Source organism: Nonomuraea sp. K271, assembly GCF_009908215.1.
In the GTDB taxonomy this organism is placed as follows: domain Bacteria; phylum Actinomycetota; class Actinomycetes; order Streptosporangiales; family Streptosporangiaceae; genus Nonomuraea; species Nonomuraea longispora.
This window is the reverse complement of sequence record NZ_JAAAHR010000002.1, coordinates 90,537-103,017: the sequence shown is the minus strand read 5'-3', so window position 1 is coordinate 103,017 and position 12,481 is coordinate 90,537. Positions and strand designations below refer to the sequence as shown.

Genomic DNA, 12,481 nt, shown 5'->3' with positions numbered 1-12,481 from the left:
GGCTCACCTGGCCGGGTCGTCGAACCAGGCGTCATGCTGCCCGGTACGGATCTCCTCCGCCAGGCTGCGCAGCATCGATCGCGGATGGTCGATGACGATCTGCCCCTCCTCGACCAGATCGGCGAGGTCGTGTTCGAACTCTTTCCGGCTTCTCTCCTGGAAGCCCGGCCGCCACCCCAGCCGTACGGGTGCCTCCCATTGCCCCTGCCATGCCTGCAGTTCCTGGCGCAGCACCTTGCCGCTCACCGTCAGACCGGTGCCGTCGGTAGCACCATCGATCGCAAAGGTCAGCGGATTCACCCCACCCGCCATCGGAAGCGCGGCCACCAGCGCCGGGGTGCGGTCGCCGTAGTGCAGCGCCTTCTTGGCTCCACCGGTCAGCTCGGCCAGCGCCTCCAGCAGCATCGCCACGCGTTCCCTGCGCGTCTCCAGTGGCAGCCGAACCGCAGGATGGCCGCGGAAGGTGATCACTTCGGCGCCCATGTTCACGGCCTGCGCCACGCTCAGAGCCGCATCGGCCGACAGGTAGTTCGCCCTCCCGCTGCCGTTGGAAGCGGGCAGGGTGAAGGTGCCCACCCGAGGTACGTCGAGCAGGAACGGCGCGGCCAGGTCAGCGGTGTAGAACTCGTGGCCGTGCAGCACCGGGTCCTCGACGCCGCGAGACATCACGCCGAAGTCCTCGGTTGGGCGTGCCGGCTCCACCGACATGAACGTGCCGACCATGAACGGCGTGTCCCGCAAGGTCGTCGCCTCATCGGCGCTCTTGGCACCCGCCTTCATGTAGCCGAACAAGTCATCATCGGCGTAGCGGATGGGGTCCGCCGCCGTGTTCGCCTTCTGCGCCTTGCCCTGCGCCTTGCCCACCCGCTCGGTCGGGGAGGCGACCATGCCCATGCCGGTCATCGTGTCGCGCAGCCATCGCCGGAACGCCTGAGCCGACACGTACGGATACAGCTGGCCTCGAATACGGGCCTTCTTCACCGGTGTGGTCGTGGTGTTCTCGCCACGTCCGTTGTTGGGCGCGCCCGCGCTGACGGCCAGCGCTATCTTTCCTGCCAGATAAGCCATCAGGCGTACTCCTCGACCTCGTCTTCGGTGGTGTCGAACCTGATCTCGCTGTCGTCCTCGTCGCTGCCGCTGTCCGTCCCGATGACCACCTTCCTGTCATGCAGGGCCTCGATCACCTCGAAGAACAGCAGCGTGCGCTCCCGCCAGCCCTGCGAGCCGCCTGCCAACAGGTCGCCCAGCAGGTCAGGGTTGACCCGCTGCTCCTTGCCGTCCAGGTAGAGCCTCGCCGCTGCCATCATCAGCAGCTTGTGCAGCTCGTAGCCACTACCGGCGGCTCGGTGGTACAGATTGAACCGGCCACGATGCGAATCCTGGGCGATCCAGTCGGCCAGCAACTTGGCGACGGGCTTGAGCCGATCAGAGTCCATGTCGTACATCACCTCCGTATAAAGGCGGCACAAGGCTCTCCACCGCACATGCGTGTAGCGCGAAAGCTTCTCTACGTCTGCCGACCGCGCCCACAACTCCATCGGCAGCCGATCCGACCCATCCCCCTCGCGGTCGAACAGCAGCCGTGCCGCAGCAGTCGCCCCGTTCACCACAACTTTGTCTTGCCGGTCCCTGCGTTCCAGCATCCGCTTTAGGTCTCGCCAGCCCTTCGCGCAGTCGGGGTCGGCCAGCATCCGATGCACGAATCGGGCTACGCCCGTCCGTGTACCCGTCACCCGAAGCCAGGGCTCCTGGTTGTCGTTCTTGAACATCCACAAGTTGGTCGCCGCCGGTGCATCGCTGGCGTGCTCGCGCAGCGCCTGCAGAGTGACCGCCTCAGGGCCTGCCGCAGCCGGCAGGCTCTCGAAGCCGAACTGACGAATTCGACCCGCCCGCCGTACGTTCCGTACCACAAACTGCCGCTCGACCAGCGGATTGTCACACATCAGCACCGTCGCTGAACCCGCGGTCAGCCAGGCTCCGTACGGCAGCGCCCACAACGCCAGCCGACAACCCCGACACACCGGCCACCCCGCCGTCCCTGGAGGCAACGTGTTCAGTGCCCGGATCGAATCGAACATCGGAAGCGTCGACTTCGCCCACAGCACACCACTCGCCTGTCCGCAGAACGTGCAGGCCCGCACAGGCCCGTCCACTCTGTCCGGAGCAAACAACTGGGCTACTTCTTGGCCCAGTACCGTACGGTCTCTTTCCCGCTTCGCATGGGTCGGCTTGGAGTTCGGGTATAGCGCGAACAACACCTTCCACCAGTCGTAGGCGCCGCTGCCTTGCCGGGCCACAGCCGCCTCAGCTACATCACCAACGATCCGTTGCGCAACGCCTTCGAAGGACTCCGTTGTGACGTGCTCGACCTGCTCGCAGCCGGCCAGGACCGCGACCGCCCATGCCCCACAGCGTTGCAACGGGTGTTCCGTGAGCTGCAACGAAAACAATGGAATCTGCGGCTCCCTCAACGGATCCACCCGAAACCCTCGACGGTGGACAGCCCCAGCCCCCACTCATACAGCGTGTCCAGTAACTGTGGCGTCCCTACCACACGGACGCGGGCGGTCGCTCCGACGCGAAAGCCTTTCGGCATATCGAACCGGCGACGCGGACCAGAATCCAGCACCTCGACCTCCACCTCGTTCGGCAGACCAAGTACATCCGCCTTGTGCCGAAGGTTGTGCCTCAACCTCTCCTGAAAATGTGCGTCCTCAGGAACTAGATAACGATCTTCACGTTTCACCAATACGGGAGAAACTGTCTCAAAGATCGCGATTCCGTCCATATAGTCCGTGGCACCCGCCAACTGGATGCCTCTAACCGACAAGGTCACCGGCCCCCACCGGATCTCACTTCGCCCCGCCAGTCCTGCCAGCAGGCAGGCTGCAATCCGGGGCACGGGCGACCCCATCGAGATCGTTCCGTGCGGGGAGGCAGAGTACGCGCCCGGAACCCTATTCGTCCGAGAGAACAAGGGTGGAGAAACACCCAAGGGTCTGAGCGAACTCCCCTGCCAGCCGACATCGTGCAGCTCTTTAGCCAGACCCGGATCCTGGCCCTCGATGAGGCCATAGATCACAGCCCTGGCCGGGCCGTGAACATCACCCCAGGCCATAAGCGGCACGCTTGCCGCGACATCGACATGAAACCGCACCAACCTGCTCCTCCTAGGCCGTACCGATTCTGAGACTTAGTAGTAGCAGCAAGCTCCGACAATTTCAGAGCTACCGCTAACTTGATACCGATGATCACTTATAAAGATCAACATCCATGGATTCGGAACACCGGACACGAAGCCCCACAAGTTGCACATTCAGCTCATCGCAGCGCACACCGCCCGAATGAGCTACGGTTGCAGTGAGCGACGATAGCCCTCTCCTCAAGTCGAATCCAGATAATCGGAAGGACCAGATACCACCTAGAGGAATCCAAAAGGGATGGATGTGCGCGTGGCGATGGTATAGAACCCGCACACCAGAAAACTACCGATCATCACCCCTAGAGGGACAGTCAGGGTGGTACCGCCCACCGGCGGGACCACCCTGATGGCGTTTAAGCCTTCGCGTCGCCTATACGAACTTCCACGTTGATCTCACCGTGGAACGACCGCCGCCGCAGATATACCGAAATAGCGATAACAATCGCGGCCCATAACCACAGAGTCGGATCCAAAGCCATAAATTGGACATATTGACTGTCCATATCACCCCCCCTTCTTCGAGTCGGAGCGAGACTCTAGCACCGGCGATGTTGACGAGTTGTGGAATCTCAAGACTTTCTCGAAGCGCTGGACCGCACTATTCTGTTCGCGACGCGAACACCTATCCCCGATGCCAGACTTAGTCCGATCAAGCAGCTGGCCGCGTATGGAACCGCCTGGCTCCAATACCTTTGCTGCGGGCCGCCCAACGCCCGGGCATGTCTGGGTAGCGGTCACGGTGGATTCCGGTTTTTTGACGATGAGTGGCACCGGACGCCCAAGCCGTAGGCGCGGATCTCGTCGACGGGGCGAGCCTTCAAGGTGTTGGGTGCCCCGGTATCAGCCCTGTCGCAGAGAGGCTCAGATGCACGTTGCGACCCCTCCAGGGTGATGAGTGCCGCATGTATCGTCTTGCGTCGTAAGGTTTCGTTCCGTAGGTTGCGATCCCTCCAGGGTGATGAGTGCCCTGCCGCAGCTGCAAAACCCACGCCCTCCACGGCGGCGTTGCGATCCCTCCAGGGTGATGAGTGCCGCCGATGGGGTGGCCGATCCACGTGGTGAAAAGGTGTTGCGATCCCTCCAGGGTGATGAGTTCCCCGGTCCTGGCCGGGATCCTCGTCGAAGCCGGCGACGAGTTGCGATCCTTCCAGGGTGATGAGTGCCTTGGGCGGGTATTACCTGCGGCCCGTGTGGGACCGGTTGCGATCCCTCCAGGGTGATGAGTGCCAGGGGCGTCGAAGACTTTCGGGTGGTCGTAGAAGTTGCGATCCCTCCAGGGTGATGAGTGCCCATCACGGACGTTGCAGACGTTCACGAGCTGATGGGCGTGTTGCGATCCCTCCAGGGTGATGAGTGCCCCCACGATCACGGTGGCGAGCTGGGCTATCCACCGTTGCGATCCCTCCAGGGTGATGAGTGCCGCGGCCCCTTGTGGTTCGTCCGTATGGAACTACGGGTTGCGATCCCTCCAGGGTGATGAGTGCCTCGGGTCGTCGCGTGCGGGCCGGCCGGTGCGCGCGCTGTTGCGATCCCTCCAGGGTGATGAGTGCCCGCGGGCCTCCCCTCAATCCCTCTGGAGAAGCCCCGTTGCGATCCCTCCAGGGTGATGAGTGCCCTGCGCCACAGCGGCGTCCACCTCGGCCACCGGGACCACGTTGCGATCCCTCCAGGGTGATGAGTGCCCCCACGGTAAAGCCCCAGGTCAGAAGCCCTAGCATCCACTACAGATAACACTATTTTGCAGCAGTCCGCCGGTAATGCAGAAGCGCAGGTCAGGGCGTTGATCGATTCCCTAATCACGAGGAAGCGCACGACGCTCTTCTTCCTGCGCTGTGGCCGCCGCCGTGCTGATCGCAAGAGCCGCACTACTTGGTGGCTCACTGGGTGATGCGGCAGTGGAGTGATCGTACTTTGCTAGCTTTCCCTCGAGGCCTACCCGCTTGATCCAGCGGCCCCATCGAGCGCTCCGCGCGAATTGCTCAGCGATGGCCCTCCCCGATGGCAGAGCCCCATCGGGCAAGCGGTGCTCCAACGCCCACTGCCAGGCCATTCGACGTAGGTCGCCCGTTCCGCAACGATCAGGAACCTCCGATCCCGAGGCATGGTGGTCGTCGGCGTCAACCGGTCCCTTCGTCTCCGATGTATCGGCTCGCTCGGCAGCAGGTTCGTCAGCAGTCCGGCGGATCTGGGACATCAACAGCTCGTAGCTGCCGATCAGAGCGACGCTCGGCCAGGCCGCGATCATGCGCCCGATCAGACTTGGCTCGGCTACGGCGATGTTCGCCCCGAGGCTGGCCAGGCTGCCGACCATCAACATGGTCCACGCCAGGACACCGCCCCGCGAACCGTAGCGGTTAGCCAGGAGGATGGACATCGAGGCGACGACGATCGCGCCGTCCACCGCGAGCGGGATGAGTACCGCAGCCAAGTGATCCTCACCGTGCCGGAGACAGAGCGCGTGCATGTGCCGGAATGACACGACCGCCGCGATGCCCGCGAGAAGAAGAACCCCCGTGATCGTTGTACGCCGGATGCGGCGCACGGCCCCCATGTCCGGTTCCATAGCTCACCCCTCCCGACCAGGGAGAACGAGCGTGGTGGAGGCGCTGAAGGGTATGTACGTATCGACTGTGTCCCCCCTCGGACACACACCGCTCGCACATGTGGGGGTTCCGGTTCGATCCGGGCCTCCACATACTGCTTTTCTGGGTAGTACGTGAGCTTCAGTCCAAGCTGGCTGTAGAGCTGGGCCTTGTCGTCCGGGTCCGCATCCGAGACCAGCCGCACGAGATCCCCGATCTCCTCGATCATGGCCCTGACTTCGGCGGCGCTGATGCGTTGAGCGGCCGGAACGGCCTTCAATTCACCTTCCAGGCGGGCGCGCTCGCTCTTGGTCTCGTTGATCATGAAGAGATCTCGATCGGGTCGCCTCCGGCGTCGAGGGCGGATCGGTACTGGTTGAGCTTGCGATCACACTGCGACAGCCGCTTCCGCAGACCGATCAGAGCCGCCTCGTTCGGGTCGATCACTTGCTCGGCCATCGCCGCGATCGTGTGCTCCAACCTGTTCGGGCCGAACGCGGTCCCCAGCCAGCCATCGACCTCACCCAAGATCTCCGACTCCCGCAGGTAGACGACCTTGGGATGGTCGAGGTCGTTGGTGATGGCGTACTGGGCAGGGAACCGGCACCGGTAGTAGGCCTGCCGGTTGTTCCAGTTGCCCTGCATCCGGCGCTCGCAGTACCCGCAGAACAGCACACCCCGGAAGGCGTACGGACGCCGCGTAGGGTGAGGACGCTGGCTGAATGTGCCCCTGGCACGTGTGGCGAGAATCTCTTGGACCCGCTGGTACTCCTCGACGCTCACGATCGCGTCGTGGACGGGATGCTCCGACCAGATCCACTGATCCTTGGTGTTCCACCGTTGCTTGGTCGTCGTGCCGAGCGCGACGTTCTCCACGTCCAGCAGGATCTCGTCCTTGCGTTGCTTGTTCCATACCTGGTGGCCGGTGTAGCGCGGGTTGGTGAGGATGACTCGGATGGCGTACTTCGACCACGCGTTTTGATTGCGGTGCTTGTTCCGGCCGGGATCGCTGGCCGACGGTGACAGGATGCCCTGCAACGTCAGGTCCTCGGCGATGTCCAGGTAGCCCCTGCCTTTGAGGAACTCGCTGTAGATCCACCGCACCACCCGTGAGGTGACCGGATCGGCAACCAGCCGCCGCAGCCTCCGCCCGTCGGCCGCTTTACCCGGGTTCGGGTGCGGGCCTGCGTCTTGGAGGCTGTACCCGTACGGCGGACGACCGCCGAGAAACCGGCCTTCGGTCGCGGTGATCGCCGCCATCGCGGCCCGCACACGGATCTTGATCCGGTTTCGCTCGCCCTTCGACAAGCCACCGAACACGCCCATGATCATGTCGTGGGCTTCGTTCGCCGGATCGATCGGCCCGCCAACCTCGGGCACCCACAGCGGCACACCGAAGTGCTCGAACAACGGGAACGTCAGGCTGTACTGGTTGCCGTAGAACGCCCGCTGCGGTTCCCCGATCACGACCGCGTCGAAGCCTCGCCGCGTGTCCTTCAGCTCTTCGATCAGCGCCGCCGCGTGCGGCCGCAGTTGCCAGGGAACCGAGCGGGACTTGTCGACGTCGAAGAACTCCGCGACGATCTCCCCGCCTCGCGATTCGATCAGCGCTTGTGCCCGATGCAACTGCCAGGCCCGTGACGCCTCCGGGTCCTGGTTGTCCTCGGTCGACACCCGGCCGTAGAAGCCGAACCTGATCGTCATCCCTGCTGCTCCTTCGCGGTCTGCGGTTGCTTCACGCGGGCGGCGGCCTTGAGCAGGATTCGCAGCAGCACGCCGGCCGCGCCGGGGGTGAGCTTGAGCTCTTCCCCCGGCACCACCAACCGCAGCCCGTGATCTGCGCCGCTCACGACCCGTCCCCGTTCGGAACAGGTCCCCGCGTCCACCGGCGACCGGATCGGGCCCTACGGGCCCGCCCACCCCCGGCGGCCCTACATGACCGCTCGCCTCGACTATCGATGTCAACGACCACCTGGACACGACTTCTCATCCGGCGAGACCCGGACGGTCGTGCACAGCCTGTGGATGACGAAGGCACACTCCCTGTGAGGGCCGCCGAGCTACGAGAGGGAGCCGCCCTCAACCCTCATCACCCCGCTTGCGCAGAATGAGAAGATCCTCATGCGCTGCAGCGCACACCGGCTGCCCCTTCTCCTGGCCCCTCCAGGCCTCGAGCATCTGGAAGAACGACGCCCGGGGCACCAATCGGCCATCACGTAGCCCGCACAGCAAGGCTGCCAAGCGGTGAGTGAGGACCAGACCAGCCGCCTCCGCGGTCTCGATGACCTGGCCGGGGAGGTCAACGAGCCGCCCGCTGACCCGGATCGGCCGAACGGTGATGGCGACGACTCCGCCGGGCCGCAACAGTTCCCCGCATCCGGCGAGGATCCGCCCGAAGCCCTCCATCAGCTGAGGCAACGGCCGGTGAGCGAGGTTCCCCTTGTCCTTGGAGTACCGGTGGTTCGACTTCTCCACCGGCCCGCCACCCTCCCGGCTCCCGCAGCGGACATGCCCGTGCGTCCGCACCCCATAGGGCGGAGAGGTCAGCACCAGTGCGACCGTACCTTGCAGGTTCGCGAAGACGGTCGCGATGTTCCGCGCGTCGCCGCAGGCTACCCGAGCGAATCCCGTCGCCCCTTGCGAACGAGCGTGCTGAACATTGGCAGCAGTGAGACCGGCGAAGTCCGCCTCGTACTCCATGCCCGCCGCGTGCCGCCCCAGATGCGTCGCCTCCACCAGCGTCGTCCCGATCCCGCACATCGGATCCACCACCAGCTCACCCGGCTCAGTGAACACCGAGATCACCTGGGCGGCGATCGACGGGAGCATCTTGCCCGGATGCCTCATCGACTCCGCGACATACCGACCACGCCGCTGCACCCGCGACTGCAGCTGACCCGTGGTCAGGACCGACGGCAGAACGCTCTCGTTCATCGAGCACCTCCGGCGCTACGAGCGAACAGGCAGACGTCCGCGTGCACCGACACGACCGGCGGCAACTCCGCCGACTGGGCACGGCGAAGCTGTCCCAGCTCCGCCGGATCGGCCTGGACAACCAGCGCGTCACCCTCCACCGGGACGCGCACCGCGATGACATGCTGCACGTAGGCCAGCCCGGCCGCGCCTGCTCGCCGGATGATCCCCGGCGAGCAGGTCCACCAGCCTCCCCCGCTCATGCCGCGCCGTCGTGATCACCGCCAAGTGACCGCCCGGCGCGAGAACATGCCGCGCATCCTCCAGGAACCGACCGAGCTGCGGCATGGCAAGCGTCGGTTGCTCCGCCTTGCACGAAGGACAAGACGCCGACGCCGGACCGGCCGGTCGTCCGGTCTCCGGGTAAGGCGGAAGCGCCGCGATCAACAGCTCAACCCGACCTTGGAGACCAAGCAGTGCCTCGCGGAGTTGATGTGGCCCGTAGGGACGTAGCCTCACCGCCGCCCGCTGATCCGCCGCGAGTTCCTGCCGCAGACGTCCGGCGAGCTGCTGCGCATCCGGGAGACGCGGAACACATCCGACGCCCAGCCGCTCCATGCCTGCCGCTGTGACAAGCACCGTCTCGCTCGTCGGGAAGACATCCGCTACGACGCCACCCGGACGGGAGCAGGCGCCGATCAAGTGCCGGGACAGTTCCCGCCCTACGGCCTGGCGATGCCGACCGCATACCGTCTCGGTAACGCGCGGATGCTCCTTGATGCCGGACTCTCCGGGGGTGGCGTCGGGACACAGCCACACCGAAAGCGGCACCAACCGCCTCTCAGCAGTCCGCGACCGCTTCGACTGCGGTTTCTCGTTCTCGCTCATCTACGGTGACCCATGACGGTCACCCGCTCCCATGTACTGAAACACTCACTGGCCAGTGCTGATTGGAACCGTCCGCGTCCTTCAAGTCCTCCAGCAGCCACAGATCCGATGTCTTGAGGCCATAAACTCTTCCGGCCCAAGCACATGGCATCTCAACCTTCGTTGTGCATCGGTTCTGTAAGACTACGTCCAGCCATCGATTGGAGGGCAGCGGGCGTCCGAGAACAGGCTCCAGCATCACCACATCGACGCTGCGCAAGCTGCGCTCTGCGAGTTCCAGCTCACTGACGTCTCAACTGCTCGCTGATCATGGTCGACGCCCATCCGCCCTTCGGCGGCTACACGAGAGGGCTGCTGCTGCGGGTCGCCAATGTGCGACACGTCAGTTCTGAGAGCCGCCTCGAAGCCGCTGAGTGACGAATGCTCCGACGATCGAGGCGGCGCCAACCCCGAAGAGCGACGCCGCCTGCGTCGCGGCACCTTTGTCGACGAAATACATGGCCAACAAGCACAAGGCGATTACATACGCCAGGCCGCACACCGTACCGGCCACTCGCAGCCAGTACTCCGCCCAGTACCGCTGGTTGTCACGACGCTCCGCCTGCTCGATCATCTCAATGATCCGATCTAAGGTGCCTGGTTGGACCTTCTCCCACGCCTCTGCATTGGTTACCTGCAACAGGTCAATCCAACGCGTAGCTCGACCGTTGCCGCTGGATCCTTCGGCAGAGGTGGTCTCGGGCTCGCTGGCGGTCATCGCGGGTCCTCTGGTTCTTCGGTACGAGCGGGAACCCTCCCAAGGGCTGAGTACGCCTCAAGCAGCTGATAAAAGATCCGGTCCTCGGCGGGGAGATTCCCAAAGCTCCCCAGGGGTCGCCTGGGTGCCGGAAATGGAGTTAGTGCTCGACTTAGTCCATCGACGAAGGCTCTCCAGAAGGTTGACCGGCTTCCCCTCGACTTACGAGCATCCGCGTCAGCGGGCGCTGGAGTTGGTGGACCTACACGGCCACCGGTGGACGCGCGAGGCGGTCCTTCCCCATCGTGCGCCGGTTTGGCCAGCTCCATACGAGGCCCGAGAAGTCCTGCCACGGTGCGCTCGCGCATAGTGGCGAGGGCGTCCTGGGCGCAGTCGAGCTCGTACGCCAGTTTCGCCTGGGCGACATGAGTGCTGGGAAGGACTGCGAGCGCCTCTTGAAGAAGTGGTACGGCCTCTTCCAATAGGGCCGCCTCACCTCGCACCTCGTACAAAGCCCGCAAGGAGATACCGAGCTCGCCGACGATGTCGGGCCGGGCACTGCCAAAGGCGGGCGCGGCTGCGACAGCTCTCCCGCCAATCTCCACTGCCTCTTCCAACAGGCCAACGTCACCCCGCCAGATAGACAGTGTTCGTAGGGACACACCGAGCTCACTAGCGATCTCGGGCTGCGCTCGACTGCCGGGCTGAGCGGCTGCGACGGCTCTCCTACCGATACGGACCGCTTCCTCCAGCAACGACCCATCACCCCACAATCTGGACAAGTCCCGCAGTGATGTCCCCAAGGAGCTCAACCAGCCGGCTAATGCGTAGTGGCCCGGGGCGGCGGCCGCGACTGCCTCACGGGCCATGTCCACCGCTTCCTCAAGGACGGCCGCCTCCCCCTCAATCTCGTGGAGCATGCGGAGCGAGACGCTGAGCACGCTCAACACGTACGGACGCAGAGAATCCGTCGGCGAGGTGTCGGCAACACCTCGGCGGCCGACGTTCACGGCTTCAGCGACCAGCAGGGGGTCCGATTCCTGCTCATACAGCAGGAGCAGGGCCAGGGCCAGATTGGTCAGCGTCGTATGGCTACTTTCGCCGGGATATGCATGCGAGGCGGCCGTCCGTCCAGCCCGGACCGCCTCTTTGAGGGAGGTCAGGTCACCGTGTCGCTCAAAGACTGCGATCAGCGCGACGGCTAGGTCGCTCAGCCTGGTGGGGTAATGAGGGCTGCTGGGGGCAGTCGTTTCGGTCGCATAACGGAACATCGTCAGTGCGGACTGAAGGTGCTTACTGCCCTGCGGCCACGGCAGGCGCTCGCTCAGTAACCAGTGCAGCCTACCCAGCGCAACCGCAATGTCGGGACCGTCAACAACATCGGCCACCCGATTAAGCAACTCATGCGCTGCCACCAATGCACTTCGCTCCCTGTCCGAAGAGACGTCGGGAGCCCGCAGCAAATCTCCGTATCGCGCGCGCAGTTCACGCAGGAGCCGAGTCCGATGCACTGGCCAGATGTGCTCGCCAAGCGCGCCAAGCCCGGCTTCCATGTCGTGACCGGGACCACTCACTGCCATGATCACCAAGGCCACTCGTACGATGCATGGTGGCCCCTCCACGCTCGATGGTGACTCGGCAGCTTGAGCGAGACAAGTCCATGCTCAGTACTAGTCTCGGTTCCACAACCGCTACGTCGTCCTCAGGCATTTGTAGGTCAGCGTTGAGCGCCAGGTTTTGTAGCCTGACCCGCGCCACAGCGAGGACGCGAGCCCGCCGTTGATGATGGCTGACGCGGTGCTTGCCGCAGATGGACGCGTATAAGGCAAAGGCAGCGCTGACGGCAGAGTGAACCGCTAGGCCCACCAGCGTCGTTCGTGTAACGCGAGACCTTGGCAAGAACTTCACCGGTTCGCTCAGCAGCGAACATACGAGCAGGTCAGCTGCTAGATGACGTCCCTGGCGTAACCTTGATCGTGCTTTCGAGTCCGGTCTATTGCCACTGGTCAGACGGTGGATGAGAGCGTCGCAGCAAGTCCATGGTGTCTGCGCTTCTTCCGTTAGTGCTCCGAGTTCTCCCTCCGAGCTCGGGCGGGCCGAGCGGCGGGGTACAGCGCCGCCCCCGTCCGTCCCGGCGGCCCACCACGGGCTGCGGCGGCA

Annotated in this window: 10 protein-coding genes and 1 CRISPR repeat array; all 10 genes read right to left on the bottom strand. The window is 64.4% G+C overall.

Annotated features, from left to right (window positions below):
• Window positions 1-3 precede the first annotated feature (3 nt).
• Window positions 4-1,068, bottom strand: a complete 1,065-nt coding sequence (gene cas7i / locus GUY59_RS01190; protein ID WP_138198573.1) for a type I-B CRISPR-associated protein Cas7/Cst2/DevR — start codon at window positions 1,066-1,068, stop codon at window positions 4-6.
• Window positions 1,068-2,480 (bottom strand): hypothetical protein, encoded by a 1,413-nt coding sequence (locus tag GUY59_RS01185; protein ID WP_201760374.1) that lies wholly within the window; start codon window positions 2,478-2,480, stop codon window positions 1,068-1,070. The genes cas7i and GUY59_RS01185 overlap by 1 nt, the downstream gene beginning before the upstream one ends.
• Window positions 2,468-3,157: a CRISPR-associated endoribonuclease Cas6 gene (cas6, locus tag GUY59_RS01180; RefSeq protein ID WP_138198572.1), complete on the bottom strand. Its 690-nt coding sequence runs from the start codon at window positions 3,155-3,157 to the stop codon at window positions 2,468-2,470. The genes GUY59_RS01185 and cas6 overlap by 13 nt, the downstream gene beginning before the upstream one ends.
• A gap of 916 nt (window positions 3,158-4,073) precedes the next feature.
• Window positions 4,074-4,885: direct repeats of the CRISPR family, unit length 29 nt; unit sequence GTTGCGATCCCTCCAGGGTGATGAGTGCC.
• Between the two features lie 109 nt (window positions 4,886-4,994).
• Window positions 4,995-5,765 carry a DUF2637 domain-containing protein gene (locus GUY59_RS01175; RefSeq protein WP_236666709.1) on the bottom strand — a complete coding sequence of 257 codons (771 nt, stop codon included), beginning with the start codon at window positions 5,763-5,765 and terminating at the stop codon, window positions 4,995-4,997.
• A gap of 340 nt (window positions 5,766-6,105) precedes the next feature.
• On the bottom strand, window positions 6,106-7,488 hold the full coding sequence (locus GUY59_RS01170) for a recombinase family protein (protein WP_138198571.1): 1,383 nt from the start codon (window positions 7,486-7,488) through the stop codon (window positions 6,106-6,108).
• On the bottom strand, window positions 7,485-7,634 hold the full coding sequence (locus GUY59_RS01165) for a hypothetical protein (protein ID WP_161714325.1): 150 nt from the start codon (window positions 7,632-7,634) through the stop codon (window positions 7,485-7,487). Before GUY59_RS01165 ends, GUY59_RS01170 begins: the two co-directional genes overlap by 4 nt.
• 229 nt (window positions 7,635-7,863) lie before the next feature.
• Window positions 7,864-8,718, bottom strand: coding sequence for a TRM11 family SAM-dependent methyltransferase (locus tag GUY59_RS01160; RefSeq protein WP_138198570.1), 855 nt, complete (start codon window positions 8,716-8,718; stop codon window positions 7,864-7,866).
• A complete protein-coding gene (locus GUY59_RS01155; RefSeq protein WP_138198569.1) occupies window positions 8,715-8,960 on the bottom strand; it encodes a hypothetical protein in 246 nt (81 codons plus the stop codon). Before GUY59_RS01155 ends, GUY59_RS01160 begins: the two co-directional genes overlap by 4 nt.
• Window positions 8,848-9,585, bottom strand: a complete 738-nt coding sequence (locus tag GUY59_RS51195; protein WP_354532620.1) for a DNA methyltransferase — start codon at window positions 9,583-9,585, stop codon at window positions 8,848-8,850. Before GUY59_RS51195 ends, GUY59_RS01155 begins: the two co-directional genes overlap by 113 nt.
• Window positions 9,586-9,967: 382 nt before the next feature.
• Window positions 9,968-10,342, bottom strand: a complete 375-nt coding sequence (locus GUY59_RS01150) for a hypothetical protein (protein ID WP_138198568.1) — start codon at window positions 10,340-10,342, stop codon at window positions 9,968-9,970.
• Window positions 10,343-12,481 lie beyond the last annotated feature (2,139 nt).

What these genes read in the sequence shown, in the direction of transcription:
- cas7i (WP_138198573.1), bottom strand. Translation starts at nt 1,068, where the DNA reads ATGGCTTATCTGGCAGGAAAGATAGCGCTGGCCGTCAGCGCGGGCGCG.
- GUY59_RS01175 (WP_236666709.1), bottom strand. Translation starts at nt 5,765, where the DNA reads ATGGAACCGGACATGGGGGCCGTGCGCCGCATCCGGCGTACAACGATC.
- GUY59_RS01170 (WP_138198571.1), bottom strand. Translation starts at nt 7,488, where the DNA reads ATGACGATCAGGTTCGGCTTCTACGGCCGGGTGTCGACCGAGGACAAC.
- GUY59_RS01160 (WP_138198570.1), bottom strand. Translation starts at nt 8,718, where the DNA reads ATGAACGAGAGCGTTCTGCCGTCGGTCCTGACCACGGGTCAGCTGCAG.
- GUY59_RS01155 (WP_138198569.1), bottom strand. Translation starts at nt 8,960, where the DNA reads ATGAGCGGGGGAGGCTGGTGGACCTGCTCGCCGGGGATCATCCGGCGA.
- GUY59_RS51195 (WP_354532620.1), bottom strand. Translation starts at nt 9,585, where the DNA reads ATGAGCGAGAACGAGAAACCGCAGTCGAAGCGGTCGCGGACTGCTGAG.
- GUY59_RS01150 (WP_138198568.1), bottom strand. Translation starts at nt 10,342, where the DNA reads ATGACCGCCAGCGAGCCCGAGACCACCTCTGCCGAAGGATCCAGCGGC.